Source organism: Streptomyces sp. NPDC026515 (genome assembly GCF_055567595.1).
This window is the reverse complement of record NZ_JBVHQD010000003.1, coordinates 62,553-88,977: the sequence shown is the minus strand read 5'-3', so window position 1 is coordinate 88,977 and position 26,425 is coordinate 62,553. Positions and strand designations below refer to the sequence as shown.

The following is a 26,425-nucleotide window of genomic DNA, read 5'->3' as shown; positions in this document are numbered from 1 at the left end:
GCGGACGCGGGGACCGCCACGCCCTCCCCCTCGGGGGGCCCTCGGCTTCCCGCGCCTGATCCGCCGGACAGGCCCCGGCTAGGCCGCTGTCACGACCGGGGGCAGTGGTTCGCGGGCCGCGTGCCAGGCGGCGGGGAGGGCGGCCACGCCCGTGCGGGCGGCGATCACCCCGCCCGCGATGGCGCAGGTGGTGTCGATGTCGCCGCGCCCGGCGACCGTGGCCCACAGGCCCTCCTGCAGATCGTCGAGGTGACGTGCCGCGCACCACAGCGCGTACGGGACGGTGTCCGGCCCTGACATCCGGTAGCCGGAACCCAGCACCTCCGCGGCGTGCCGGACCGAGGTGTGTGCCGGCATACGCGACGCGATCCGCACACCGGACCGGACGTCGCTGTCGGGGAGCCGTTCGGCGACCGCGTGGAGGAACTCCGGCCCGGCCGGGGTGGGGCCGCCCCGGCTGCGAGTTGCCAGCGCCGCGGCGAGGGCGACCGCCACCGCCCCGGCGGTCGCCTCCGGATGGTGGTGCGAGACGGCGCCCTGGCGGGCGGCCTGCTCGGCGGCCTCGTCGAGGTCGGCGGCGTGCCAGGCGCCGAGCGGTGCGACGCGCATCGCCGCGCCGTTGCCCCAGGAGCCCTGGCCGCCGAACTGTCCGGCGACCACGTCCTGCCAGGGCTCGCCCGCGCCGATCCGGCGCAGCACGTCGTGCATCGAGGCTCCGTAGCCGCGGTGTGTGTCCTCGGCGTAGGCCGCAGCGAAGCCCACGGCCAGGCGGTCCTGGTCGACGGTACCGCCACCCTCGGCGAGTTCCCGGACGAGCACGATCGCCTGGGCGGTGTCGTCACTCCACCGCCACAGCGGTTCCGGGGGCAGCGTCCGCGCCTCCAGGCCGGCCGGACCCTGCCGGCGCAGGACGGCGAACCACCGGTCGCCGAAGGCGTCGCCGAACGCGAGCCCGGACAGCGAGTCCAGCACAGGTGTGGGCATGTCGATCATCGGTGGAGTATCGCAGCGCGACGCCGCCGGCGCGCGCGGATTTCCGAGCGGGCGGCCCGCACCGGGACCTCGCGCCCACGTGGTCGGGGCAGGGCCGCGTGCTCGCGGAGCTGGAGTCGCCGACGACGGGCGTGCCGGTCGCGAGGCACGGCTCCAGCGTCTTCGGCACGGGCAGGCAGAGGTCCTTCCAGCCGTCGAGGAGCACGAGGCCGACCGGGGCGCCGAGGCCGGCGAGGCTGTCGCGGGCGTCTCCCTCCAGCACCGTGATCAGATCGTCCAGGCCGGTCTCGGCGAAGGTGCGCCGCGCGGTGGCGGTCTTCTCCTTGCTGAGTTCCGTGGTGACGACCGGCCCCGCGCCGTCGTCCATACCACGGCGGCCAGGCGGAGCGTGGAGATCCCGTACGACATCCCGAACCCGACCACCGTCGCCGGGCGGACGGCACGGACCGGGCTGTGGAGGAGTTCACCGCCCGCGGCCGAGACCGGCAGGCAGATCTCCGCGGCCGCGTCGGCGTGTTCCTGGGGGGACATCGGCTTCGGGCCGGATCCCCAGTCGATCCGCTCCGCGACCGCGTCGTCCTGCTCGGCCTGCGCGGACATCCGGCGCAGGGCGTCCTCGACGGATTCTCGGCCCCCTTCCGGGGTGAACTCCCTGCCGAGAGGGGCGAGATGACAGCCGGTGCGGAACGGCCGCATCACGGCAACCGGCACGGCCGGAGCGAGGAGGCCCGGCCGGCGGTGCCGGAGGCGGCCGACGACCTGCTCGTCGAGAAGGGCTCCACGGGCGTCCCCATGGAGGGCATCGCCGTGCGGGCCGGGGTGTCCGAGCACACCCTCTGCGGCTGGTGGAGCACGAAGGCCGGCGTCCTGCTGGACACCTGTCTCCAGGACGCGGACGAAGATCTCACCCCGCCCGGCTCCGGGGACTTCGCCACCGATCTGCGGGACTGGCTGTGCCGGCTCGCGGGGTTGTCGGTACGTCCGACTCCGGTGCCGTCTTCCGGGCGCTGCTCGCGCACGTCCAGCACGATCCGGCGTTCGCCGGGGAGTTCCGGTCGCGCTGTCTGGAGCCACGGCGCCGGCGCGACCGTGCTTTGCCGGAACGGGCCGTGACGGGCGGGCGAGTTGCCCGCCGGGCTCGACCCGGACGCCGAGGCGGACCAGCTGGTGGGTCCGCTCCACTAACGCGTACTGGTCTCGGGCGGGCCGGCCGGCGAGGTGTTCGCCGACGCCCTGGCCCACGCGTTCCTGCTGCGGCACGTCGGGCCGGGTTCGGCCCGCCGAGTCACCGCCGCGCTCAGTACGCGGAGTTGACGTTGTCGATCGAACCGTAGCGGTGGGCGGCGTAGTTGGCGGCCGCGGTGATGTTGGCCACCGGGTCGGTGACGCTCTTCGCGGTGCCACTGACGTGGTACGCGTTGAAGGTGGGGTCGATCACCTGGAGCAGACCCTTGGAAGGGGTGCCCTTCTGCGCGTTGACGTCCCAGTTGTTCTGCGCGGAGGGGTTGCCGCCGGACTCGCGCATGATGTTGCGCTTGAGGCCGTCGTAGCTGCCCGGGATGCCCTTGGACTTCATGATCCGCAGGGACTGCTTGATCCAGCCGTCCAGGTTGTTCGCGTAACCGGACTTCTGGCTGTCGCTGCTGGAGGCCGTGACCGCTGTGGAGATGTGCGCCTGCGTCGCTTCGGCGGCCTGCGCGGTCGTCGGCATGAGGGTGAGGGCTGCCGCCGCGGCGCCGGTGGTGGCGAGGCCGGTGAGGCCGATGGTGCGGAGGCGGGCGATGCGGGTACGAGTGGTCATGGTCATGTGAGCGAATCTCCGGTGGGGACGGCGTCGGCGCCGGCCGCTGTGTGCGGCGGCGTGGGGCGGAGCCCCGTGCAACCGGCGGGAGTGGGCGGACCCGGCGGATGTCCGCTCGGCCCATCGCCCGTCTCCCGGCGACGAGAGCAATGTTTAGCGATCGCCAGAGCGGGACGCAATGATGTGACGTACTACGGAACATCGTAGAAATCGCCGAAATGCCCTTTTTGATGCAGCTTGCGCGGCGCCGGGGGCGTCACGCGCCTACGACCCCCGATAGGATGTGACCTGGCTCCTATGGGTGGCGTCACGCGTCCGGGGCCCTCCGGAGGGTGGAAACCGAGCGGTTTTCCATGATCGTCGGGTACTTCCGGGGGCACTCCACAGCTCGTGTACAGCCCGCCGGGAGAGCATCGGGGCGTGCCTGACACCCCCACGCCCCGCGGTGGACCCGATCCGCGTGCTGATCGTCGACGACGAACCCGAGCTGCTCCACCCTCACCGCCGCCGGACGTGCCGCCCTCGGCGGTCTCCCGGCGGACCGCACCCCGCACACCCGGACCGTGCCGGCTCACCCGGGTGCCGGCCACGAACTGCGCACCCCGCTCGCCTCGAGCGCCGGGTACCCCGAGCTGATGCTGATGGGCGCGGACACCGGGAAGACCGAACCGGAGCTGACCCGGCGCCGCGTCTCCGGCCGGTCGGCGCGGATGACCGGGCCGGCCGAGGTGCGGTCCCACCTCGACGACACGTGCGTGACCTGGGCCCCGACCCACTGCGCGGCGCGTACGGCGGCCCCCGGGGCGCCCCGACCCGGACGCACGTCCGCTCCGTCACCCACGCGCCCAACGGCGACGACTACGGCAAGGAGCTGATCCGGCAGCACTGCCCGGCGTCACCCCACCACCGGTAGCCCCTCCCCCAGGGGCTTCCACCTCAGGTGGACGCTCTCCCCCGCCGGGTCCGCCCGCAGCAGGGACAGGCGGGGGCGAACGGCGTCGGTGCGGGCCGTGGGCGGCTTGCGGCGCCCGGCCCCGAACTGGACCGGCCATTCGGCGGCCGGCCCGCGGTAGTCCTGGTCGGCCGCCGCGTGCAGGGTCCAGTGCGGGTCGTACAGATGGGTCCGGCCCACGGCGCATAGGTCGGCGCGGCCCGCCAGCAGGATCGAGTTCACGTCGTCGTAGGAGGCGATCGCGCCGACCGCGATCACGGCCGCGCCGGACTCCGCGGCCACCTCATGACGGATCCGGTCCGCGAAGGGGGTCTGGTAGGAACGGCCGTAGGCGGGGCGCTCGTCCTTGGTGACCTGGCCGGTGGAGACGTCGATGGCGGCCGCGCCGTGCGCGATGAAGGCCCGGGCGATCTCCACGGCGTCGTGTTCGGTGTTGCCGTCGGGGGCCCAGTCCGTGGCGGAGATGCGTACGGTCACCGGCCGTTCGGCGGGCCAGACCTCCCGGACCGCGTCGAAGACCTCCAGGGGATAGCGCAGCCGGTTCTCCAGCGGCCCGCCGTACTCGTCGGTGCGCAGGTTGGCGAGGGGCGAGAGGAAGGAGGAGAGGAGGTAGCCGTGGGCGCAGTGGAGTTCGAGGAGGTCGAACCCGGCCTCGGCGCCACGGCGGGCCGCCTCGGTGAACTCCGCGGTGACGGCGTCGAGTTCGGTCCGGGTCAGGGCACGCGGGACGGGCGATCCGGGGCCGTACGGCAGCCCGGACGGGCCCACGACGTCCCAGTTGCCGTCGGGGAGCGGTTCGTCCATGCCCTCCCACATCAGGCGGGTCGAGCCCTTGCGGCCCGAGTGACCGAGCTGGAGGCCGATGCGGGCGCTGCTGCGGTCGTGGACGAAGGAGACGATGCGCTGCCAGGAGCCGAGCTGTTCGTCGTTCCACAGACCGGTGCAGCCGGGGGTGATACGGCCCTCGGCCGACACGCAGACCATCTCCGTCATCACCAGTCCCGCCCCGCCCATCGCCTTCGAGCCCAGATGCACCAGGTGGAAGTCACCGGGCATGCCGTCGACGGCGGAGTACATGTCCATCGGGGAGACGATCACCCGGTTCTTCAGCTCCAGCCGGCCGATGCGGAACGGCTGGAACATGGCGGGCGCCTCGCTGTCCAGTCCCTGCGCCGCAGCGAAGGCGGCGTCGACGCGGTCGGCGAACTCCTGGTCCCGGGTGCGCAGGTTGTCGTAGGTGATACGGCGCGAACGGGTCAGGAGGTTGAAGCAGAACTGGGTGGGGTCCTGGCCGGCGTACATGCCGATGTTCTCGAACCACTCCAGGGAGGCCTGCGCGGCCCGCTGGGTGGACTCCACGACCGGACGGCGTTCGCTCTCGTAGGCGGTCAGCGCGGCTTCCGCGTCGCGGTGTTCGTGCAGACAGGCGGCGAGCGCGAGGGCGTCCTCCATGGCCAGTTTGGTGCCGGAGCCGATGGAGAAGTGGGCGGTGTGGGCGGCGTCGCCGATGAGGACGAGGTTGCCCTGGTGCCAGCGCTCGTTGCGGACGGTGGTGAAGTTCAGCCACTTGGAGTTGTTGGCGAACAGCCGGTGCCCGCCGAGTTCGTCGGCGAACAGCTCCCGGATCCGGGCGACGGCCTGCTCGTCGGAGACGCCCGGCCCGAACCCGGCGTCCTCCGTGACGTCGAAGCCGGCCCGGCGCCAGACGTCCTCGTGCATCTCCACGATGAAGGTCGAGCCGGTCTCGGAGTAGGGGTAGCCGTGGACCTGCACCACCCCCCACTCGGTCTCCTTGACGAAGAACTGGAAGGCCTCGAAGACCCGGTCCGTGCCCAGCCACATGTACTTGCTGTGCCGCCGGTCCAGGGACGGCCGGAAGGCGTCCGCGTGGGCGGTCCGGACAGCGGAGTTGACGCCGTCCGCGCCGACCACGAGGTCGTGCGAGGCGCGCAGCCCGGCCACCTCGGGTGCCGGGGTCGAGAAGTGCACAGTGACGCCCAGCTCCCGGCAGCGCTCCTGGAGGAGGTGCAGCAGTTCCTTGCGGCTCATGGCGGCGAAGCCCTGCCCGCCGACGGTGTGGCTCTCGCCCCGGTAGTGGATGTCGATGTCCGTCCAGCGGGCGAAGCGGCGCGCCATGGCCTCGGCGAAGACCGTGTCGGCGTTCTCGATGCCGCCGAGTGTCTCGTCGGAGAACACCACACCAAAACCGAAGGTGTCGTCCGGGGCGTTGCGCTCCCACACGGTGATCTCGTGGGCGGGGTCCAGTTGTTTGAGAAGAGCCGCCAGGTAGAGCCCGCCCGGGCCACCGCCGATGATCGCGATCTTCAAGGGAGTTCCTCTCACTGCCCGGCGGCCTGCTCGGCTTCGATGATCTTCCGGAGCGCGAACCGCTGGAGCTTTCCGCTGGTGTTGCGCGGCAGGACGTCGTGGAAGCGGACGTCACGCGGGTACTTGTAGGGCGCCAGGACCTGCTTGACGTGGTTCTGGATCTCCTCGGCCTTCGCCGGGTCCCCGGTGACGCCCTCGCGCAGGACGACGAAGGCGCAGACCACCGAGCCGCGCTCCGGGTCGGGGCGGCCCACGACGGCGGACTCGACGACGTCCGGGTGGGTGTCGATGGCGGCCTCCACCTCGGGCCCGCCGATGTTGTACCCGGAGGAGACGATCATGTTGTCGCTGCGGGCGTGGTAGTGGAAGTAGCCGTCCTCGTCGCGGTGGAAGATGTCACCGGTGACGTTCCAGCCGCCCACGACGTAGTCCCGCTGGCGTCCGTCGTCGAGGTAACGGCAGCCTACCGGGCCGATGACACCGAGCCGCCCGGGTTCCCCCGGGCCGAGCTCCGCGCCGTCGAGGCCCAGGATCGTGGCGCGGTAGCCGGGCACGGGACGCCCCGTGGCACCGGGCCGGATGTCGTCGCCGGCGGCGGAGATGAAGATGTGCAGCAGTTCGGTCGCGCCGATCCCGTCGATCACCTTCAGCCCGACACGGTCCCGCAGTTCCTGCCAGGTGGTGAGCGGTATGTGCTCGCCTGCCGACACCCCGACCCGGACACCGCTCAGCTGCTGTTCCCGGCCGTCGCGCACGATCGCCTTGTAGGCGGTGGGCGCGGTCGCGAGGACGGTGACACCGTGTTTCTCGACGAGGTCGGCGAGCTGGGCCGGAGTCGCCGTCTCGGTCAGCAGGGCGCAGGCGCCGGCCCGCAGCGGGAAGACGACGAGCATCCCGAGGCCGAAGGTGAAGGCGAACGGCGCGGTGCAGGCGACCAGGTCGTCCTCGCGCAGCCCGAGCAGGTGGCGGCCGAAGGTGTTGTCGATGGAGAGGATGTCCCGGTGGAAGTGCATCGTGATCTTCGGGACGCCGGTGCTGCCGGAGGTGGGACCGAGCAGTGCCACGTCGTCGGCGGCCGTCTCCACGTCCCTGAACGCACCGGACTTGGCGGCGCACCGGGCCACCAGGTCGTCGGGGCCGGGGCCGCCGTACTCGACCGTCTTCAGGCGGCCGGGCAGGACGGTCCGGATCTCGTCGGTGAAGCGGTGGTCCACCAGGGCGATCGCGGGCTCGGTGAGTTCGGCGATCGGCGTGAGCTCCCGGGCGCGCAGGGCGGCCATGGTGGTGACCACGACCCCGCCGGCCTTCAGGACGCCGAGCCAGCAGGCCACCGTCCACGGGGTGTTGGGCGCGCGCAGCAGGACGCGGCCGCCGGGCACCAGGCCCAGGTCCTCGGTCAGGACCTGGGCGACCTGGTTGGCCCGGGTGCGCAGTTCGCCGTACGCCCACAGCTCACCGGCCGGGGTGCGCAGGGCCGGGCGGTGGGGACCGAACCGTTCGACGGCCCTGTCGATGAGTTCGGTGGCCGCGTTCAGGCGGGCCGGGTAGCGCAGTTCGGGCGTGCTGAACTCGATCGTGGGCCACAGTTCGGCGGGCGGCAGATGGTCCCGGGCGAAGGTGTCCAGGTGCGAGGTAGGTGAGAGCGGAAGAGCCAACGTGGGGTTCCTTCCGGGAGCCCGCCGGTGGTGTGCGGCGGGCGGTCAGGCAGGGCGGATCATGCCCTCCTGGACGACAGTGGCGAGGTGACGGTGGTCGCGGGTGAAGAAACGTCCGGTGCCGAGGCCGCGGCCCGCGTCGGCGGCCACCGCTTCCTGGGCGTAGAGCAGCCACTCGCCCACCGGTGCGGAGCGGTGGAACCACATGGCGTGGTCGAGACTGGCGGTGACCAGGCCGGGGTCGGCCCAGGCCAGACCGAGGACCCGCAGGACGGGTTCGAGGATCGTGTAGTCGCAGACGTAGGCGAGGGCGGCGAGGTCGCGCTGGGCGTCGGTGAGTCCCTCGACGGGGCGCAGCGCGTCGAACGGCTTCAGCCAGACCGCCTGATGAGGCAGCCGCTCGCCCTCGACGGTCAGGTAGACGGGGCCGGGGACGTGCCGCATGTCGAAGCCGCGGCCGCCGCGCCAGTAGGCCCTGGACTCGTCGGTCATGGTGCCGCCGGGGCGCTCGGCGAGGTACTCGGCCGAGCTGGGCAGCGTCTCGGGGGCCGGGATCCCGGCCGCGGACTCGGTGTGGAAGCAACCGCCCGGCTCTCCCGCGGCGAAGTTGGCGAGGCAGACGTAGAGCACCTTGCCGTTCTGGTAGCCGCGTACCTGGCGGGTGCTGTAGCCGCGGCCGTCGCGCACCACCTCCACCTCGTAGCGGACCTCGGCGCCGATGTCGGCCGGGCGCAGGAAGTAACTGTGCATCGAATGCAGCGACTTGCCGTCGGCCACCGAGCGCATTGCGGCCGCGGCCGCCTGGGCGACGAGGTCGCCGCCGTAGGCCTTGGGCCACGGGCACGGCTGGGTGGTGGCGGTGAAGGCGAGGTCGAAATGCTCGGGTGCGGCGGGCTTGAGGGTGAGGGCCGCGGTGACGATCGCGGAGGTCGGGTCGGCCGTCATCGGTTCAGCCAGTCGCGCAGATCGGTGTCGGCCACGTCGGGCAGGTTCACCACGATGTTCTCCGGGGTCCGGGTGGTCATCCACACCAGCGGCCTGCTGCGGGAGAGGTTGCACTCGACGTGCGGCATGAAGGGCGGGACGAAGACCCAGTCGCTCTCGGTCATGTCGACGTAGTCCTCGAACTTCTCGCCGAAGTAGATCCGGGCCCGGCCCGAGAGGACGTAGCCGCCGGTCTCGGCCTCGCCGTGGTGGTGGGTGACCGAGCGGTAGCCGGGCTCGTTGCTGACCTTGCCGTACCAGAGGCGGCGCGCGGTGGTGTGCTGGGCGCTGACGCCCGACACCCGGACGGCGCCGCCCGAGTCGGCGGTGTTCACGTCCTCCTGACCGGCGCGGGTGACGACGGGCGCGACGATGCCGCTGGGCAGCCGGTACATCTCGCTGTCACCGTCGAGTCGGTACTTGCTGAGGTCGGGCTCCATGGAACGGCTCCGTTTCCGTGGGCTTGCCGGGTGTCGGCCCGTCGGGGTCGTCGGCCTGTCGGGGTCCGGAAGAGGACCGCGCGCTGTATCTCGTATCTTTCACGGTCGTCATTTATTGTCAATACGACCGGCCGTGCGGCCGGAGCCGGACACCACCGAACCGGAGGCCTCATGACTCCCGTCGCCGTGAACCCGCCCGAACTGCCCGCCCCGAGCGGCTACTCGCACGGAACACTCGCGGGAAACACGCTTCATCTGGGCGGCCAGACCGCGCTCGACGCCGATATGAAGATCGTTCCGGGTGGGATCGTCGAGCAGTTCCGCCAGGCGTTCGGCAACGTGCTCACCACCCTGCGGGCGGCGGGCGGTGAGCCGGCGGACCTGGTGAGCGTGACGATCTATCTCACCGACATCCCCGACTACCAGGCCCACGGCAAGGAGATCGGCAAGGTGTGGCGGGAGCTGGCCGGGCCGGTGTATCCGGCGATGGCGGGCATCGGCTGCACCGCGCTCTGGCAGCCGGAGGCGATGATCGAGATCCTCGGCGTGGCCGTGATCCCGCAGGAGCGGCTGGTCAGGCCGTAGGCACGGGGTCTAGGCCGGGTGGATGACCGCCAGGGCGTGTTCGCGGGCGGGCGCACGGAGTCTCCTGTCGAGTTCCTCGAAGAGCGCGCCGGCGGTCTCGCCGTGCCAGCCCCGCGGCAGCAGGGAGAGCGGCAGGCCCGGATCGCGGTACGGGAGCCGGCGCCACTCGGTGAGCATCGGCAGGTAGATCCCGAACGCTTCCTGCGGCGCGATCCCGCCCGCGACGGCACGCTCGCGCACCGGCCCGTACCGGGCGAGGAAGTCCGAGTAGAGCGCGGTGAGCTCGTCGAGGTCCCACCACTCGCGGACCTTCGCCGACAGGTCGCCGAAGGCGAAGTGGTCGCCGGTGAAGATGTCGACGTACGGAGTCAGTTCGAGGCGTTGCAGGGTGCGGCGGGTCTCGTCGGCGAGGATGCCGGGGGCCACCCACACGCCGGGGGCGGCGGTGCCGAAGCCCAGCCGGGTGAGGGCCGCGCGCAGGGCGTGACGCTTGTCGCGCTCGGACTCGGGCACGGAGAAGACGACGACGAGCCAGCCGTCGTCGGCCGCGGCCCGGTGCCGCTCGAAGATGCGTATGTCGCCCTCCGCCAGTACCTCCAGCGTGGAGTCGGCGACGGCGTATCCGGCGGCCCCCTCGTGGCGTTCGCCGCGCAGCACCCCGCGTCGCTTCAGCCGGGAGACCGCGGAGCGGACGGCCTGGCCCTCGACGCCGAGGTCGGCCATGAGGCGTATCAGCGACGCGACGGAGAGCCAGTTGTGCTCACCGCGCGCGTACAGCCCGAAGAGGGTGATGATCAACGGGCCCAGCCGGCTGTCCCGGCCGGCCGCACCGACGGCGGACGACGGCTCGGCCTGCGCTGTCATGTCCGCCCACCTCCGGCCGCAGTCACCCTGCTGATCGCCAAGCAGCCTACCGCGCGTCCGGGCACCCCACCGGCGCTGTGGATCGCGGCCCCGGCCACCAGGCACACCGGCTCCTTCGCCGGTGCGGACCCGCCCCCACCCGCACGGTTCGGGTACGGGCCGCCCCCTCCCCCGCGGTTCGGCTCGGGCCGGCGGCACGGTCCCCCGCCGCCCTCGCGACCGCGGTCCTGCCTCCCGGGCAGCGCGGATCGCGGCTTCCCCCCGGGGCGGCACCGCGCACCACGGCACCGGGCCGTGCGGACCGCCATCCAAGCCACCGCGGCGCGGCCCACGGCTCCGGGCGGCACGGATCACCGGGCCCCCGGGGGATGCCGGCTCCGCATCCCGACGCGGGTGCCACGTCCGCGTCCTCGGCTTCTCCGAGGTGACGGATCTCCGGTCCTGGCGGGCAGGGGCCCCGGCCACCGGCCCGTCCGGATCCCCGCTCCCCCGGCGCCGCGGGCCCCGTCGGCACCGGCGTCGCGCTGCGGGTCCGGGCGGCGCGGCACATCGTGGTGGTAGGGCGCGCGAGGCGGCATGCCATGCGCCTCGCCAGGGCGGAAGGAGTGACCTGTGGGCGCGAAGCACGAGAGACTGCGTGGCGCCCGTACCGGGCATCGTGTTCCTCCGCGCCACCATTGCCTCAGATGTCTCCGCCGCCATCTCTGTTGGGGAGTCCGACATGACCACACCCCGGGACCTGTTCATCGTCACCGTGTACGACGCCGCCGGCCGGTCCGTCGAGCAGGGTGACCTCTCGCTGGCGCTCGCGGGAGCCGAACTGGTCGATCTCCTCGGCGCCGGGGCGCTCACCCTCGACGACGAGATCATCGTGCCCGCCCCTCAGGGCGGGACGGGCGACCGGCTCCTCGACCAGGCGGGGGCGGCGCTGAAGTCCGACACGCCCCACGAGTCGGTCGAGGACTGGCTGTGGCGCCGCGGGCGTGGCCTGTCCGCCGCCTACCTCGCCGAACTGGAGGAGGAGGGGACGGTCACCCGGCAGCGGCGGCGCTGGCTGCCGCTGCCGACCGGGCGGACGGCGCCCACCGACTCGCCCGAGCACACGCGGGCGCGCGAGCGCTGGACGTCGGGTGAGCCCGTGCTCGCCGCCTTCGCGGCCGCCGTGGGCATCCAGGACGAGACGCCCAAGGACCTCGCGCAGGCCGTCTCCGACGCGACGGTGACGGTGGTGGCCGCCGTGGAGGACGCCGTGACCGAACTGGCCGCCGTCCGGCAGCGGCGGGAGATCGAGGACGCGGCCTTCGACAACGTGTGGCGCGGCCTGTGACGGTGGCCGTACCGCGGCCGTCCGCTACCGGGTCGCCTTCTCTCCGGTGGGCGAGACCGCGAACCACCTGCCGTCCAGACCCTGGCCGTCCAGATCACCCGGCTTGCTGGCACCCGAGAAGCGGTAGACGGGCCAACCGCCGACGGTGATCTGGACCTGGCCGTCCGGCCGCCGGATGGCCCCGACCGTCTTCGGGTCGACGCCCGCCAGGTAGACGTTGCCGCCCTCCTGGACGGTGACCGGCGGCCACTTCACCGCGCAGGCACCGGTGCAGGCCGTCTGCGAGGGGTCGGCGGTGTCGGCGTCGAAGCGGTACAGCGACGCCTGGTTGATGTTGATCAGGTGCGCGCCGGACAGCGGCGCCGAGGTCACCGCCGACAGCTGCACCCACTTGGGCGGCGCCTCCTGCACCGCCGCCCCGGCCACGGTCCCGCCGGTGCCGCTGAGGCCCGCGTCCTGGGCGGTGGAGTCGACCACCTGGAGCGCCGGGTTGCCCGCGCCCTGGCCGGGTGCCGTGGCGGAGGACGACGGGGAGGGCACCGCGCCGGACGAGGTCGCCGAGGGCGAGCTGTCACCGATGGAGATGGTCTTGCCACAGGCCGACAGGCCGGCCGCACCGCCAGGCTCAGGGACAGCGACTCGGCGTTGCCGGCCGCGAGGACCCCCCAGCCGGTTCCGGCACCGCCCCGGGCGAGCAGCGCGAGATCGGAGTCGATCTCGGCCCCCATGAACGGTTCGGCGTCGTCCACCACGATCACGCCGTGTTCCTCCGGTACGTTGCCGAGCGCCTGCCGGAACTCCGCGGCGCTCACCTCGGCGTCCGTGATGACGACGACCACGCCCGGCCGCTCCCCGCAGCCGCCGCAGCGGGGAGCGGCGCGGTGCCAGGACGACGAGACCGGTCCCGGCCGCCGGCAGCGACTCCGCCGCGGTGAGCAGGGCGGTGTTGCGGCCGGTGCGCGGCGGACCGGCGACCACGAAGGTCGGTACGTCCGCAAGGTCGGGGCCGAGCGAGGTGAGGGTGTCGCCGCCGACGGCCACCAGAGGACGCATCGGGCCGCCGTGGGCGTGCAGGGCCAGCGCGTCGGCGTACGTGATCCGGTCAGGGAGGACGTCGAGGCGGATCGGGCGCCGGGCGGGCGGCACCGAGGCCTCGCGCTCGGTCAGCTCCCCGCCCAGGGCGATCAGGAGTTCGGCCTGCGCGGTGCCGGACAGTTCCTCGCCGAGCACCGCGATCTGTGCCTCGCTGAGGTCCTGGGTGCGGATGCCGCGGCCCGGTGCGGGGTCGGTCGGCGCGGATCTGGTGGGGATGCCGACGCTGGAGTAGTCCTGGCGGTCGTTCAGCCTGAGCACGATCCTGTCCTCGGTGGTGCCGGAGAACCGGCTGCTGCCGAGCACCCCGTCGCCGGCGAGGACGACGTGGATGCCGACGCCCGCTCCGTCGCGCAGCAGCCGGCGGGACTCGGCCCTGGCCGGGAGGCCGGGTTCGAGAAGCCGGCGCAGGGCGCCGATGTGCCGTTGGACGACGTTGACGGCGCTGTGCGGCGGGTTCTGCCCCCAGAGCGCGTCGACGATCTGGTGGACGGCGATCGGATGCCCCGCCTCGGAGAGCAGCAACGCGAGCAGCGCGCGTTCCTTGGGCGGTCCGAGTACCAGTTCCGTGTCGCCACGCCAGGCCCTGACGGGTCCGAGCACGGCGAATCGTGTACGCCCCGAATCCCCTGTACCGACTGTGCCGACATGTGAGCGCCGACGCACCCGTCTCCCGGGACGTGCGGCTTCACATGAGCTTAGAGTCCCGGCGCACCCTGCTGCGCGGGGTTGCGCCGCCCGGGAGCGTCGCACGCCGGGAACCGGTCACGCGCAGGGGCGGCGGTCCTGCCGGACCGGGTGCCGTCGTGGTGGTCGCGCGGTGCCCGGGAGCGGGGGCCGGGTGGCGGAGCTTCGGGGTGTCCGCGAGAAGTCCGCACGTGCCGCGCGTGTCCCGGAGGCCGGCCCCCGTACCCTCGGTCGGGAGGCGCTGCCCGGCCTCCGAGAGGGAGAGGAATCCGTATGAGGATCGCGATCCTGGACGACTACCAGGGCGTGGCGCTGGGCCTGGCCGACTGGGATTCGCTCCGGGCCGACGTGCACGTCTTCCGGGACGCCTTCGCGGACGAGGAGGCGGTGGCGGCGGCGCTCGCCGAGTACGAGGTGGTGGTCGCCATGCGGGAGCGGACGAGGTTTGCGGCCACGACGCTCGGCAGACTGCCGAGGCTGAAGCTGCTGGTGACCACCGGGCCCGTCAACGCGGCGATCGATCTGGACGCCGCCCGCCGGGCCGGGATCACCGTCTGCGGTACCGGGTATTTCGGATATCCGACGGTGGAACTCACCTGGGGGCTCATCCTCTCCGCGGCACGCCTGATCCCGCAGCAGGTGGACTCCGTACGCCGGGGCGGCTGGCAGCAGGGCCTGGGGACGAGCCTGCGGGGCGGCACCCTCGGACTGCTCGGCCTCGGGCGGCTCGGGACGGCGGTCGCGGAGATCGGGCGTGCCTTCGGAATGCGGACCATCGCCTGGAGCCAGAACCTCACCCCTGCCGACGCGCGGGCCAAGGGAGCGGAACACGTCTCGCGGGACGAACTGTTCGCCCGGTCGGACGTGCTGAGCATCCACCTCGTCCTCAGCGAGCGCAGCCGGGGCCTGGTCGGCGAGCGCGAGCTGGGCCTCATGAAGCCGACGGCCGTCCTGGTGAACACCTCGCGCGGGCCCCTGGTGGACGAGGCGGCGCTGATCAGCGCGTTGGCCGGGAACAGGATCGCGTCGGCGGCGCTGGACGTCTTCGACCGGGAACCGCTGCCGGCCGGTCACCCGCTGCGCACCCTGCCGAACGCCGTGGTCACCCCGCACATCGGCTACGTCAGCCGGGATCTCTACGAGGTCTTCTACCGGGACGCGGTCGAGGACATCGCCGCCTGGAGCGCCGGCACACCCGTGCGCACCCTGTTCTGACGCCCTGCCGCCGTGCGGGGCCGGCGCGCGGCCGGCCCCGCACGGCGGGCGGTTCAGGACGGCAGTGTCCAGCTCTGGTTGGCGGAACCCGCGCACGACCAGATCTGCAGCCGGGTGCCGTTGGCCGAGCTGGGTCCGGTCGCGTCGAGGCACTTGCCCGACTGCGGGTTGACCAGGGAGCCGTTCGCGCCGGCCTGCCAGACCTGCGATCCGGTGCCGTTGCAGTCGTACAGCTGCACCTTGGCGCCGTTGGCGGTACTGGCTCCGGTCACGTCCATGCACTTGCCGAGCGCGCCGATGGTCCCGGATGTGGAGACCGTCCAGTTCTGCGCGCCGCTGCCGTTGCAGTCGTAGAGCTGCACGGCCGTGCCGTTGGCGCTGGCGGCGCCCGCCACGTCCACGCACTTGCCGCCGTAGCCGTGGATCGGGCCGGTGGCGCCGGCCGGCGGGGTGACCGGACCGGACTGGCCGGAGGCCCACTTGATCTCCTGGAGCAGGAGCTGGTTCTGCTGGGCACTGCCGAACGTCGAGGACAGGGTGGTGTTGGTGTTGTAGTCCATCGCGTTGTGGCCGAAGTTGTTGTAGACCATCTTGTAGTTGCGGTTGGACCAGACGATCGGGTAGTAGCCGCTGTACCAGGTCTGGTTGGGGTCGGTGCCGATCGGGAAGGTGGACGGGGCCATCGACGCGAGGATGTCGATGTCCGGGTTCTGCCGCAGGTCGTTCTGCCAGCTGTACCACTCGCTGACCGAGGACGTGATGGTGGCCGGGAGGTTGGCGGTCGCGGGGTGGCTGGGGTCGTCGATCTGCAGGGTCTCCTCGGTCGGACCCCAGCTGTTGCTCCTGAAGGTGCCGGTGCCGAGGAAGGTGTTGTGGTACCAGGGCCAGTCGCTGGTGTTGTCGTTGTACGCCGAGACGTGGAAGCCGATGAATCCGCCGCCGCCCGCCACGTAGTTCTGGAAGGCGGACTGCTGCGACGCGGTGTGCGGGTAGTCGTCGAGGAACATGACGACCTGGTAGTTGGCGAGCGTCGCGGTGTTGAGCCGGCTCCAGTCCGTGGTCTGGGTGTAGGTGAAGCCGTTCTGGGCGCCTGCCTGCGGGAACCAGGTGGCGGCCTCGTGGTCGAAGCTGATGTGCGCCGCGTCGTACGTGCCGTCGTAGAAGGCGATCACGTTGACGGGCGTGGCGGCGCGGGCGCTGTGCACGGGTGCGGCCTGGACGCCGAGCACCACGGCGAGCAGGGCGAGGAGTCTCAACAGGGTGCGGGGCCAGGCTGTGTCCGGGTGGGGGGTCGTCATGCCAGGACCTTCCTCGTACGTGAACGCCGGAAGACATACGTAGACGTGCCGCATTGAAAGCCCTGGTCCATGGACATGTCAATGGTTCAGACCAAACACTCACTCGGTACGGAAGCGGTTGATGGCCGGCTCGTGCCGTTCCCGCAGTTCGGGGTCGGTGACACCAAGGCCCTCCCGCGGGGCCAGGCACAGCACGCCGACCTTGCCGTGATGGTGGTTGCGGTGGACGTCGGCGACGGCCCGGCCGGTCTCGGCCAGCGGGTAGGTACGGGAGAGCGTGGGGTGGATACGGCCCTTCACCACGAGCCGGTTGGCCTCCCAGGCCTCACGGTAGTTGGCGAAGTGGGAGCCGATGATCCGCTTGAGGTGCATCCAGAGGTAGCGGTTGTCGAACTCGTGCCGGTAGCCGGAGGTGGAGGCACAGGTCACGATCGTGCCGCCCCGGCGGGCCACGTAGACGGAGGCCCCGAAGGTCTCCCGGCCCGGGTGCTCGAAGACGATGTCCACGTCGTCGCCGCCGGTCAGTTCACGGATGCGCTTGCCGAACCGCTTCCACTCCCGCTGGTCCTGGGTCTCCTCGTCCCGCCAGAACCGGTAGTTCTCCGCGCCGCGGTCGATGATCGCCTCCACGCCCATCGCCCGGCAGATCTCCGCCTTCTGCTCGCTGGAGACCACGCAGATCGGTGTCGCGCCGCCCGCCAGCGCGTACTGGGTGGCGTACGAGCCGAGTCCGCCGCCGGCTCCCCAGATCAGCACGGTGTCACCGACCTTCATGGCGGCGCCGTTGCGCGAGACGAGCTGACGGTAGGCGGTGGAGTTGACGAGGCCGGGTGCCGCGGCCTCCTCCCAGGTCAGGTGTCCGGCCTTGGGCATCAGCTGGTTGGCCTTCACCAGTGCCAGCTCGGCCAGCCCGCCGTAGTTGGTCTCGAACCCCCAGATCCGCTGCTCCGGGTCGAGCATGGTGTCGTCGTGGCCGGCCGCGTCCTCCAGCTCGACGGACAGACAGTGCGCGACCACCCGGTCACCGGGCCGCCAGCGGCGCACCCCGGCCCCGGTACGCAGGACCACGCCGGACAGGTCGGAGCCGATCACGTGGTACGGCAGGTCGTGCCGGGCGGCCGGTGCCGGCGTAGCGTGCAGTTCGACGTAGTCGAGCTCGCCGGGGGACACCCCGGCGGCCGCGCAGACGAGGCGCAGTACGTCCTGCTGGGCCTCCTGGCCGGGGGCGTTCAGCGAGTCGCCGCCGCCGTCGTCGTTGACGGCGCTGCCCCGGATCACCACGTGCACGGCGTCCCCGTCCGCCAGTGCCGCAGACAGCGGTTTGAGCACCAGGACGACACCGCCCTCGCCGCGCACGAACCCGTCGGCCCGTTCGTCGAAGGTGTGGCAGCACCCCGACGGTGAGATCGCGCCGAACGCCCGGCTGACGTCGTAGCCATCCTGAGTGATGTTCAGGTTGACACCGCCGGCGAGGAGGGCCTGTCGACCTGCGTTCAGGCGGCGCCACCGGGTTCCGAGAAGGCGGCGGTGCTCCCTCAGGCTAGCGGCGCGGAAGTGCAGGGCAGAGCTGGACACGTCAACACCGGACGGGTAGGTGAGCATGCGAAGCCTCTGGTGGACACAGTTCTCTTGGTCGAAAACCCATCCACCAGGAAGGACTTCATCTGTCTGTCATCCCAACTACCCAACTAAAAAGGGTGGTTGGAAAGGGCTCACTTGAAGAAGTTGGGCTGAGGCTGGGATGTCCTTTAGCCGGGATCCGCAAGGAACGTCGCTGGCCAGGGCAGTTGAGGCCGCCCGCCACAAGGGGTGCGACCGAACTGATGCATGGTGCAGGCGTACCGCACGGCCGATGAGAGAACAAACCCCCCAGCCGCAATCCGCTGTGCTACGACAAACAGCGTATCGACACCCGATCTGGGTAGGATCGGCGGTTCACTTGAGGCCGCTGAGCATCACACCGCGGATGTAGTGCTTCTGCAGCAACAGGAAGAGCACCAGGACCGGCAGGGTGCTCAGGACCAGGCCGGCCATGACGATCGGCGTGGTGCGGGTCGGGTCGACGTAGTCCTGCAGGAGCTGGATGCCGACGGGCAGCGTCATCACGTCCGGGTTGGCGGTCGAGACGAGCAGCGCCCAGATGTACTCGTTCCAGGCGTCGACGAACGTCAGCAGTCCGAGGGTGACGAGGACCGGCCGGGTCTGCGGGACGACGATCCGCCACCACACGGTGAACTCCCCGGCCCCGTCGATCCGCGCCGCCTCCAGTACCTCGTCCGGGAGGGAGACCATGAACTGGCGCATCAGGAAGATCCCGAAGCTGCTGACGAGGAACGGCATGGCGAGCGCCGCGATGCTGACGGTCAGCCCGGCGCCGCCGCGCCCGAACAGGTCGTTGCCGCCCGCCAGCGGCCAGTGCACCAGGATCAGGAAGTGCGGGACGAGGAAGAGGAACGGCGGGAACATCATCGTCGACAGCACCAGGCGGAAGACGAAGTCCCGGCCGGGGAAGCGGAGTTTGGCCAGCGCGTAGCCGGCGAGGGACGAGGTCACCAGCACTGACCCGCTGATCACGGCCGTGGCCACGACGCTGTTGCGGAAGAGCACCGGCAGGTCCAGCTGGTGCACGGCCGCGCGGTAGTTGGACAGGTCGAACGCCTCGGGCAGGAACCGGTAGGGGAGCCGGCCGGCCTCGTCGGCGCCCTTGAAGGACGTCATCACCATGTCGAGGAACGGCACCAGCGTGAGCACCGCGCCGGTGACGACCAGCAGGTACGACAGCCAGGGGAACCGCCGGCGGATCACGCGTCCTCCCCCTTGCGCCGGAAGAGCCACAACTGGACCAGCGTGACCGCGAGGACCACCGCGAAGAGTACGAAGGCGGCGGCGCTCGCGGCGCCCCAGTCGCCGTAGGAGAAGGCCTGCCGGTACATCTCCAGGGCGGCCACCTCGGTGGCGTCGCCGGGTCCGCCCTTGGTCATGACGATGATCAGCGCGAACGACTGCAGGCCGGTGAGGAACTGGGTGATGCACACGAACAGCAGGGACGGCCGCAGCAGCGGCAGCGTGATCCGCCAGAAGACGGTGACGGGCCCGGCGCCGTCGAGCGCCGCGGCCTCGTAGTACGACTGGGGAACGGACTTCAGCCCGGCGGTCAGGACGAGGATCGCCGAGCCGACCGAGGCCCACGCCTGGACGACGACGACCGCGGGCAGCGCGGTGTCCGGGTCCTGGAGGAACGCCACCGAGCCCACTCCGACGGCGTTGAGGACGCCGTTGACCAGGCCGCCGGGTTCGTACATGTACTTCCAGACGTTGCCGACGGCGACGACGGTCGTGACGATGGGCAGGAAGTACAGGGTGCGCCACAGTCCCTGGAACCGGAGCTTGTCGATGCAGGTGGCCACGAGCACGGAGCCGGCCAGCGCGAGGGCCACGGTGCCGAGGGCGAACAGCAGCGTGTTGGTGAGGACCGGGGTCAGGAACGTCGCTCCGTCCGCGAAGAGACGGGCGAAGTTGTCCGGTCCGACGGGGTCGATGTCGCCGAGGTCGAAGCCCGCCCAGTGGGACATGGACAGCAGCAGCGCGAAGCCGAGCGGCAGGGCGAGGAAGACGGCGTAGAACAGCAGCGTCGGGGCCAGGAAGAGGTAGGCGACGACGGCCTGGCGGCGTCGTTGGCGGCCACGTCCGCTGCCGCGGACGCCGACGGCGGACGGCCGGGTGGCCGCCCGTTCGGCGGCCTCCGCCGTCAGGGTGGCGTTCACCATGCGCGCGACACCTCCTGGTCGACCTGGCGGCAAGTGGTGCGCAGTGCCTCGTCCACGGTCTGCTGACCGGTCCACAGCGCCTCGATGTTCTTGCGCAGCAGCGACTTGGCCTGCTGTGCGCCCGGTCCGTTCGGCTCCGGCACCGCGTACGCCAGCGCCTCCAGGAACGGCCGCAGGTTCGGGTCGCCGCCGGTGCCGAGCAGGGTCCGCATGTCGTCGGCGCGGCCGGTCAGTGAGCCGACCGACGCCTGCAGGGCACTCATCCGGGTGACGCCGCGCACCTTCTCGGCGTTCAGCCAGCGCAGGAACTCCCAGGCCTCCCCCGGATGTTCACTGGCGGTGTTGACGCCCAGCATGAACCCGGTGGAGAGCGTGGCGCGCCGGCCGTCCGCATCGGGCAGCGGCACGGGCGCCACGCCGACGTCACGGTAGGCGCGGCCCATCAGGGACTTGAGGTTGGCCGTCCACCAGCCGGCGCTGATCACCATGGCGACCTGCCCGGACGCGAACGCCTTGTAGACGTTGACGCCGGGGTCGCTCGCGCCCTTGGCGACGAGACGGTGCTGCAGGTCGAGCACGGCCCGTCCGGCCGTCGAGTCGATGGCGGTGCTCCTGCCGTCCGCGGTGACGAACCGTCCGCCGGCCGCGTTGAGCAGGGCGAGGGTCTGGCCGACGGTCGTGGAGTCGTCGTAGGTCGACAGGCCGAACCCCTGCACCAGGGTGTTGCCGTAGCCGTCCCGCCGGGCGGTGCGGTAAGCCGTCTCCTCCAGTTCCCGCCAGGTGCCCGGGGGGTGGTCGACGCCGGCCTGGCGCAGCAGCCGTCTGTTGTAGTAGAGGGCGTACGTCTGGGTCTCGGTGGGGTAGCCGTAGACCCGGCCCGCCACCGAGGCGGAGCCGACCGCGGCGGCGCCGTAACCGCGTCTGATCTCCTCGGCGTGTCCGGCGGGAGCCGGCCGCAACACGCCGGCCCGGACGAGCTGGCCGTTCCACAGGCAGTACGGCTGGAGGATGTCCGCGCCCTGGCCCGCGGCCTGGCGGACCATGAACGTGGTCAGCAGGTCGGTGAACTCGACGGCCTTGGTCGCCACCCTGACCCGGTCGTGCGTGGCGTTCCACTCGTCGACCGGGCCCTGCAGGGCCTCTTTCAGCTCGCCGCTCGCGTAGTGGGAGAGCACGGTGAGGACGATCGGCTCGCCGGGCCGTCCGGTGCCCCGGTAGGGCGCGGCGCAGCCGGCGGTGAGCAGCGCCGAGGGCAGTGCGAGCGCGAGGTGACGGCGGTTCAGCCGGCCGGCCGGGCGTGTCGGTGTCATCGGACGGCCGCCTCCCGGCGCAGTACGCGGAACACCCGGGTCGTGGTGAAGCCGGTCTTCCGGTAGAGGTGGCCGGCCGGCGATTGCGCGCCGGTCCACAGGAACCACGCCGAGTGCGCGCGCCGCGCCCGCATCCGTTCCAGGACCAGGTGGAGGAGGACTTCGCCGAGTCCGGTGCCGCGCATCTCCTCCAGCACCCCGATGGGGCCGAACCGTTCGTCCACCGAGTCGAACGCGCCGTGCATCGCCCAGCCGACCATGCGGCCCGCCGGGTCACGGGCCACGACGATCCGGTCGAGGGGGGTGCCCGCGGTCAGACACGCCCGGATCGTGCACGCCCAGTCCGGGCCGAAGTGGCGCCCGGCGAGCGCCAGCAGGTCCACCAGGTCGTCGTCGGCCGGGGTGGCGAACCGGTAGCCCCGTCCGGTCAGGTGGTCCAGGCGGCGGGTGACCTCGTCCGGGCGGCGGTAGCCGACCAGGCCGCGGTCCATCGCCGCCGCCTCGTACAGCGTGTGGAAGCCCAGGGACTCCAGGAGCCCGGCCGCCTCCGGGTAGGCCTCGGCGTCCAGGCCGGGGAACACGTAGTTCGGGGTGTACGACGAGAAGTCCACGCGGGTACGGCCGTGGCCGTGCAGCCAGTCGAGGGCCTCGGTCAGCAGCCGGCGGCCGAGGCCGTGTCCGCGGGCGTCCGGGGCGACGAAGAAGAAAGGGATCCAGCCCTGTTCCGGCTCCAGGTCGGTGCCGGCCATGGGCGTCAGCCGCCGTACCGCGTAGGCGGCGCCGGCCACCCGGTCGCCGTCGACGGCGACCCGCAGACCTTCGGGATCGAAGTTGGGGTCGAGCAGCACCAGGGTGCGGAACCGGTCCGTGGTGATGGGGTCGGCCGGCACGCTGCGGCGCCACGCCTCCACCACCCGCGGGCCGTCACCCGCGCGGAAGCCGCGGATCCCGGCCGGGGCCGTCGTCGTGCGGTCGGTCATCGAGGGGATCCTTCCGGGCAGGGCGACAGGTCCGCGGGGTAGAGCAGCACGTCGTCGCCGGCCCACCGGCCGGGCGGGCGGGGCGGATCGCACAGCGGCAGCGGGTCCTCGCCCGCGTCCACGGCGCGCCGCAACCGGTCGGATCCCCACAGCAGGTCGATGAAGTGGCGGTGTCCGGTGCCCTCGGCGCCGGCGTCGGCGGTGTGCCAGGCGAAGTCGTCGGGGTACAGCCGGCGCAGCACGGCGAGCATCGCGACGGCGGTGCGGACGGGGGCGAACGCCTCGCGGTCGGTGACGTGCAGCTGGACTCCCCGCAGCGGCCTTCCGGCGTGCTTGTGGAAGGCCGGCACGTAGCGAAGGTCGCGGAAGTGCACGCCGGGCAGGGCGAGTTCGGCGAGCGCGGCCGTGAACCGCCCGTCGAGGTAGGGGGCGCCGACGATCTCGAAGGGCTGGGTGGTGCCGCGGCCCTCGGAGAGGTTGGTTGCCTCGAACAGGCAGGTGCCGGGGTAGACGCGGGCGGTGGCGGGGGTCGGGATGTTCGGCGAGGGCGCGATCCACGGCAGTCCGGTGGCCTCGGCGTCCATGGCGCGCCGCCAGCCGGTGGCCTCGATCACCGTCAACTCCACTGCCTGCCCCGCTGCTTGGGGTACAGCCGAGGTGTTGAGGTGCCGGGCGAGTTCGCCGGCCGTGACGCCGTGCCGGACCGGGACCGGCGCGCGGCCGACGAAGCTGGCCCACGCCGGTTCCAGGACCGGGCCCTCGCTGACGAGTCCGCCGAGCGGATTCGGGCGGTCGGCGACCACGAACCGGATGCCGGTGCGGGCTGCCGAGACCATCAGGTCGAACATGGTCCACGCGTAGGTGTAGAACCGGGCCCCGATGTCCTGGAGGTCGTGCACCAGGGTGTCGATCCCGCTGTCGATCAGCAGCTTGTCGAGGCGGTCGCCTTCGCACCGGTAGGTGTCGTACACCGGCAGGCCGGTGTCGGGGTCCGTCCCGGCGGCCTCGGACTCGCCGGCCTGGCCGGTGCCGTGCAGCCCGTGTTCGGGGCCGAACAGGGCGGCCAGCGGCGCGCCGGCCGCGAGCAGCGCGGGCGCCACCGGGCGCAGATCGGGCAGCACGCCGGCGTGGTTGGTCACCAGTGCGAACCGGCCGGGGCCGGCGAGCCCGGGCGAGTCGTGCAGTCGCGCGATCCCGGTCGTCACCGCGACACCGTCGTCCGTGCTCATCTCCTGCCCCGTCCGCCGGTGACACCTCTCCCAAGCAATGGCGGGAATTTACCCCTATGTACGTGTTGAGCGGCGATGAATCGCCGACGACTCCGTCACCCCGTCCGTCACGACACGCCGGCGGGGGTCCCTCGGTCGTGGGACGTTTCCGTGTCGCCGGAGTGTCCGGCCGCGGTGACGGTATGGGATGGCGACGGGCCTCGGCCCTCCCGGCGTTGACGTCGTCACCGTCTCATCGCCGCCGTCTCTCTGCGTTCTCACCGCTCACGAAGGACATCACGATGCGCTTCACCCGTACGCTCACCGCCGCTCTCGGTGGGCTCGCCCTCGCCGTCATCAGCACGGGTCCGGCGGCCGCCGCCGACGGGTCGTTCGTCTGGGTGGGGCCCAAGAGCAAGGCGTACGTCATCCAGAACCCACCGGAGCGCAGGTGCCTGGACATGGCGCAGGAGGCGCGCGGTCCGCAGAACTCCACGAAGAAGGCGCTCGTCGTCTACAGCAAGAAGAAGTGCAAGGGCACCGCGGTCAAGATCGCTGCCGGTCACTCGGCGCCCGGCAGCGCCCACTTCGCGAGCGTGGTCTTCAACCCCCGCTAGGCCGCGCGCGGTCAGACTCCTGCGGGTGGTGCCGGTCACGACGATCCGACCGGCACCACCCGCACACGTGAGGTCCCCACACGCCTGTCGGGCGGGGGCGTTCCGATTCCCCCGGCGGCGGACACCGAGCCCGCACAGCACCACGCCCGTGACGATGGTCAGGGAGCGCCGCACGGCCGGTCCGCTCACCAGGTCACGGCCCCGGCCGACGCCCCAGGTGAACAAGGCGTACCAGCGGACGTCGACGAGGGCCCGCAGGGCGCCGGCGCGATGCCGCTCAGGAGGACGGGTCAGTCGGCCGTGACGAACCGGGTCACGGCGGGCGAACCCGACGTCGTGGTGATCACCCCCTGGGGCCGGCCACCAAAGCCGTCGCCGCACATCGCCGTGCGCACACTGCCGCGGGACCGCCTGGTGATCGTCCTGCCGGACGACCATCCGCCGGCCGCCGGGCCTCCCGAGGGCTCACCGCTGCGCCCTGCGCAGCTGCGCGACGAGTCCTGGGTGACCATCCTGCCCGGGCACGCCGCCCGCGAGCAGCTGGACCGCGCGGCGACGAGGCCGGCTTCAGCCCGGTCCGCGGCACCACGCACCGCCCCCTCGCCGAGCCGGTGCTCCACCGCGACCCGCACGCCGCGGCCCGGTCGGACACCGCCCCGGCCCCCTGGCGGACGTGTTCCGCACGCTGCTGATCGATGTGGCCGCCGACCTGCGGGGCACCTGGACCCACGTCACACCCTGACCCCCTTGATCGGTCACTGACCGGCCGGTTTAGCATATGAGCGCCACCTAGCTCGATCGAGAGTAGATCTGTGACTGTCAACGACGACTCGTTCACCAACTGGAAGAACCGCGAGGAGATCGCGGAGTCGATGATCCCGATCATCGGGAAGCTGCACCGGGAGCGGGACGTCACCGTCCTCCTCCACAGCCGCTCCTTGGTGAACAAGTCGGTGGTCAGCCTCCTCAAGACGCACCGGTTCGCCCGTCAGATAGCCGGCGCCGAGCTGTCGGTCACCGAGACGATGCCCTTCCTGCGGGCGCTCACCACGCTCGACCTCGGCCCCTCGCAGATCGACATCGGCATGCTCGCCGCCACGTACAAGGCCGACGACCGCGGTCTGGACGTCCAGGCGTTCACCGCGGAGGCGGTCGCCGGGGCCACCGGCGCCAACAAGATCGAGCAGCGCGAGCCGCGGGACGTCGTCCTGTACGGCTTCGGCCGCATCGGCCGCCTGGTCGCCCGGCTGCTGATCGAGAAGGCGGGCTCCGGCAACGGACTGCGCCTGCGGGCCATCGTGGTGCGCGGTGGCGGCGCCGGGGCCGGCGGGGACCTCGTCAAGCGCGCCTCGCTGCTGCGCCGGGACTCGATCCACGGCCAGTTCCAGGGCACGATCACCGTCGACGAGGAGAACAGCACGATCCTCGCCAACGGCAACGAGGTCAAGGTGATCTACGCCGACGACCCGTCCCAGGTCGACTACACGGAGTACGGCATCCGGGACGCCATCCTCATCGACAACACGGGCAAGTGGCGGGACCGCGAGGGCCTGTCCGAGCACCTGCGTCCGGGCATCGAGAAGGTCGTGCTGACCGCGCCGGGCAAGGGCGACGTCCCGAACATCGTGCACGGCGTCAACCACGACACGATCAAGCCGGACGAGCGGATCCTGTCGTGCGCGTCCTGCACCACCAACGCGATCGTGCCGCCGCTGAAGGCGATGGCCGACGAGTACGGGGTGCTGCGCGGGCACGTCGAGACCGTCCACTCGTTCACCAACGACCAGAACCTGCTGGACAATTACCACAAGTCGGAGCGTCGCGGCCGGTCCGCGCCGCTCAACATGGTCATCACCGAGACGGGTGCCGCGTCCGCCGTCGCGAAGGCGCTGCCCGACCTCGAGGCACGGATCACCGGCAGCTCGATCCGGGTCCCGGTGCCGGACGTGTCGATCGCGATCCTCAACCTCCAGCTGGCCCGCGAGGCGTCCCGCGAGGAGGTCCTGGACTACCTCCGCGAGGTGTCGCTGACCTCGCCGCTGAAGCGCCAGATCGACTTCATCACCGCCCCGGACGCGGTCTCCAGCGACTTCATCGGCTCGCGCCACGCGTCGATCGTCGACGCCGGCGCCCTGAAGGTGGAGGGCGACAACGCGATCCTCTACCTCTGGTACGACAACGAGTTCGGTTACTCCTGCCAGGTGGTCCGGGTCGTCCAGCACGTCTCCGGCGTCGAGTACCCGACCTTCCCGGCGACGGCGGTCTGACACTCCGCCTCCCACGGCCCGGCCCCCTGTGCGGACAGGAGGCCGGGCCGTCCGC

General features: G+C 71.9%; 25 protein-coding genes and 1 pseudogene. 9 read left to right on the top strand and 17 right to left on the bottom strand.

Annotation, left to right across the window (positions count from 1 at the left end):
• Positions 1–78: 78 nt before the first annotated feature.
• Positions 79–993 (bottom strand): ADP-ribosylglycohydrolase family protein, encoded by a 915-nt coding sequence (locus ACZ4O3_RS06455; protein ID WP_467721407.1) that lies wholly within the window; start codon positions 991–993, stop codon positions 79–81.
• Positions 994–1,260: 267 nt separating this feature from the next.
• On the bottom strand, positions 1,261–1,704 hold the full coding sequence (locus ACZ4O3_RS06450; RefSeq protein WP_467721406.1) for a hypothetical protein: 444 nt from the start codon (positions 1,702–1,704) through the stop codon (positions 1,261–1,263).
• On the opposite strand from ACZ4O3_RS06450, the gene ACZ4O3_RS06445 reads away from it, so the two are divergent.
• Together ACZ4O3_RS06445 and ACZ4O3_RS06440 are read left to right on the top strand one after the other, a co-directional pair.
• A complete protein-coding gene (locus tag ACZ4O3_RS06445) occupies positions 1,663–2,106 on the top strand; it encodes a TetR/AcrR family transcriptional regulator (RefSeq protein ID WP_467721679.1) in 444 nt (147 codons plus the stop codon). The two genes, ACZ4O3_RS06450 and ACZ4O3_RS06445, sit on opposite strands and share 42 nt — an antisense overlap.
• Entirely contained in the window at positions 2,001–2,327 is a 327-nt protein-coding gene (locus ACZ4O3_RS06440; protein WP_467721657.1) for a hypothetical protein, read from the top strand. The genes ACZ4O3_RS06445 and ACZ4O3_RS06440 overlap by 106 nt, the downstream gene beginning before the upstream one ends.
• On the opposite strand, the gene ACZ4O3_RS06435 is transcribed toward ACZ4O3_RS06440, so the two are convergent.
• The gene (locus tag ACZ4O3_RS06435; RefSeq protein ID WP_467721656.1) at positions 2,291–2,794 is read right to left on the bottom strand and encodes a transglycosylase SLT domain-containing protein; all 504 of its coding nucleotides are present in this window, start codon (positions 2,792–2,794) and stop codon (positions 2,291–2,293) included. The two genes, ACZ4O3_RS06440 and ACZ4O3_RS06435, sit on opposite strands and share 37 nt — an antisense overlap.
• Positions 2,795–3,545: 751 nt before the next feature.
• Between ACZ4O3_RS06435 and ACZ4O3_RS06430 the strand changes: the two genes are divergently transcribed.
• A complete protein-coding gene (locus ACZ4O3_RS06430) occupies positions 3,546–3,707 on the top strand; it encodes a hypothetical protein (protein WP_467721678.1) in 162 nt (53 codons plus the stop codon).
• Here ACZ4O3_RS06430 and ACZ4O3_RS06425 read toward each other — a convergent pair.
• Genes ACZ4O3_RS06425 through ACZ4O3_RS06410 form a run of 4 tightly spaced genes read right to left on the bottom strand, consistent with a single transcriptional unit; the run spans position 3,690 to position 9,153 of the window.
• Positions 3,690–6,074, bottom strand: a complete 2,385-nt coding sequence (locus tag ACZ4O3_RS06425; protein ID WP_467721404.1) for a bifunctional salicylyl-CoA 5-hydroxylase/oxidoreductase — start codon at positions 6,072–6,074, stop codon at positions 3,690–3,692. The two genes, ACZ4O3_RS06430 and ACZ4O3_RS06425, sit on opposite strands and share 18 nt — an antisense overlap.
• An 11-nt stretch (positions 6,075–6,085) precedes the next feature.
• Positions 6,086–7,729, bottom strand: a complete 1,644-nt coding sequence (locus ACZ4O3_RS06420) for an AMP-binding protein (protein WP_362719812.1) — start codon at positions 7,727–7,729, stop codon at positions 6,086–6,088.
• A 45-nt stretch (positions 7,730–7,774) separates the two neighbouring features.
• A complete protein-coding gene (locus ACZ4O3_RS06415) occupies positions 7,775–8,674 on the bottom strand; it encodes an acyl-CoA thioesterase (RefSeq protein ID WP_467721403.1) in 900 nt (299 codons plus the stop codon).
• Positions 8,671–9,153, bottom strand: a complete 483-nt coding sequence (locus ACZ4O3_RS06410; protein ID WP_467721401.1) for a cupin domain-containing protein — start codon at positions 9,151–9,153, stop codon at positions 8,671–8,673. The genes ACZ4O3_RS06415 and ACZ4O3_RS06410 overlap by 4 nt, the downstream gene beginning before the upstream one ends.
• A 171-nt stretch (positions 9,154–9,324) precedes the next feature.
• On the opposite strand from ACZ4O3_RS06410, the gene ACZ4O3_RS06405 reads away from it, so the two are divergent.
• The gene (locus ACZ4O3_RS06405) at positions 9,325–9,738 is read left to right on the top strand and encodes a RidA family protein (protein ID WP_362719821.1); all 414 of its coding nucleotides are present in this window, start codon (positions 9,325–9,327) and stop codon (positions 9,736–9,738) included.
• A gap of 9 nt (positions 9,739–9,747) precedes the next feature.
• Here the strand turns inward: ACZ4O3_RS06405 and ACZ4O3_RS06400 are convergent, their stop codons facing one another.
• Positions 9,748–10,602 (bottom strand): PaaX family transcriptional regulator, encoded by an 855-nt coding sequence (locus ACZ4O3_RS06400; RefSeq protein ID WP_467721399.1) that lies wholly within the window; start codon positions 10,600–10,602, stop codon positions 9,748–9,750.
• Between the two features lie 721 nt (positions 10,603–11,323).
• Here ACZ4O3_RS06400 and ACZ4O3_RS06395 point away from each other — a divergent pair.
• Positions 11,324–11,929 (top strand): GOLPH3/VPS74 family protein, encoded by a 606-nt coding sequence (locus tag ACZ4O3_RS06395; RefSeq protein ID WP_467721397.1) that lies wholly within the window; start codon positions 11,324–11,326, stop codon positions 11,927–11,929.
• Between the two features lie 24 nt (positions 11,930–11,953).
• Here ACZ4O3_RS06395 and ACZ4O3_RS06390 read toward each other — a convergent pair whose 3' ends face one another.
• Positions 11,954–13,624 (bottom strand): winged helix-turn-helix domain-containing protein, encoded by a 1,671-nt coding sequence (locus ACZ4O3_RS06390; RefSeq protein WP_467721396.1) that lies wholly within the window; start codon positions 13,622–13,624, stop codon positions 11,954–11,956.
• 357 nt (positions 13,625–13,981) lie between these two features.
• Here ACZ4O3_RS06390 and ACZ4O3_RS06385 point away from each other — a divergent pair, with 357 nt between their 5' ends.
• Complete coding sequence (locus tag ACZ4O3_RS06385; protein WP_467721395.1) at positions 13,982–14,923, top strand: D-2-hydroxyacid dehydrogenase family protein; 942 nt, start codon at positions 13,982–13,984, stop codon at positions 14,921–14,923.
• 53 nt (positions 14,924–14,976) lie between these two features.
• Here ACZ4O3_RS06385 and ACZ4O3_RS06380 read toward each other — a convergent pair whose 3' ends face one another.
• The 8 genes and pseudogenes from ACZ4O3_RS06380 to ACZ4O3_RS06345 form a co-directional block, all read right to left on the bottom strand.
• The gene (locus ACZ4O3_RS06380; RefSeq protein WP_467721394.1) at positions 14,977–16,221 is read right to left on the bottom strand and encodes a ThuA domain-containing protein; all 1,245 of its coding nucleotides are present in this window, start codon (positions 16,219–16,221) and stop codon (positions 14,977–14,979) included.
• Positions 16,222–16,320: 99 nt separating this feature from the next.
• Complete coding sequence (gene ccrA / locus ACZ4O3_RS06375; protein WP_467721655.1) at positions 16,321–17,499, bottom strand: crotonyl-CoA carboxylase/reductase; 1,179 nt, start codon at positions 17,497–17,499, stop codon at positions 16,321–16,323.
• 39 nt (positions 17,500–17,538) lie between these two features.
• Positions 17,539–17,823: pseudogene (locus tag ACZ4O3_RS06370) on the bottom strand (beta-ketoacyl synthase N-terminal-like domain-containing protein); the annotation flags it as partial.
• A 333-nt stretch (positions 17,824–18,156) separates the two neighbouring features.
• A complete protein-coding gene (locus ACZ4O3_RS06365; protein ID WP_467721392.1) occupies positions 18,157–19,026 on the bottom strand; it encodes a carbohydrate ABC transporter permease in 870 nt (289 codons plus the stop codon).
• On the bottom strand, positions 19,023–19,988 hold the full coding sequence (locus tag ACZ4O3_RS06360) for a carbohydrate ABC transporter permease (RefSeq protein WP_362722418.1): 966 nt from the start codon (positions 19,986–19,988) through the stop codon (positions 19,023–19,025). Before ACZ4O3_RS06360 ends, ACZ4O3_RS06365 begins: the two co-directional genes overlap by 4 nt.
• On the bottom strand, positions 19,982–21,298 hold the full coding sequence (locus ACZ4O3_RS06355; protein ID WP_467721391.1) for an extracellular solute-binding protein: 1,317 nt from the start codon (positions 21,296–21,298) through the stop codon (positions 19,982–19,984). Before ACZ4O3_RS06355 ends, ACZ4O3_RS06360 begins: the two co-directional genes overlap by 7 nt.
• A complete protein-coding gene (locus tag ACZ4O3_RS06350) occupies positions 21,295–22,278 on the bottom strand; it encodes a GNAT family N-acetyltransferase (RefSeq protein ID WP_467721390.1) in 984 nt (327 codons plus the stop codon). The genes ACZ4O3_RS06355 and ACZ4O3_RS06350 overlap by 4 nt, the downstream gene beginning before the upstream one ends.
• The gene (locus tag ACZ4O3_RS06345; RefSeq protein ID WP_467721388.1) at positions 22,275–23,507 is read right to left on the bottom strand and encodes an exo-beta-N-acetylmuramidase NamZ family protein; all 1,233 of its coding nucleotides are present in this window, start codon (positions 23,505–23,507) and stop codon (positions 22,275–22,277) included. The genes ACZ4O3_RS06350 and ACZ4O3_RS06345 overlap by 4 nt, the downstream gene beginning before the upstream one ends.
• Positions 23,508–23,788: 281 nt before the next feature.
• Between ACZ4O3_RS06345 and ACZ4O3_RS06340 the strand changes: the two genes are divergently transcribed.
• The 3 genes from ACZ4O3_RS06340 (at position 23,789) to ACZ4O3_RS06330 (ending at position 26,370) form a co-directional block, all read left to right on the top strand.
• A complete protein-coding gene (locus ACZ4O3_RS06340; protein ID WP_467721386.1) occupies positions 23,789–24,103 on the top strand; it encodes a hypothetical protein in 315 nt (104 codons plus the stop codon).
• Positions 24,104–24,373: 270 nt separating this feature from the next.
• On the top strand, positions 24,374–24,865 hold the full coding sequence (locus ACZ4O3_RS06335; protein WP_467721385.1) for a LysR family transcriptional regulator substrate-binding protein: 492 nt from the start codon (positions 24,374–24,376) through the stop codon (positions 24,863–24,865).
• 50 nt (positions 24,866–24,915) lie between these two features.
• A complete protein-coding gene (locus ACZ4O3_RS06330; protein ID WP_362730316.1) occupies positions 24,916–26,370 on the top strand; it encodes a glyceraldehyde-3-phosphate dehydrogenase in 1,455 nt (484 codons plus the stop codon).
• Positions 26,371–26,425 lie beyond the last annotated feature (55 nt).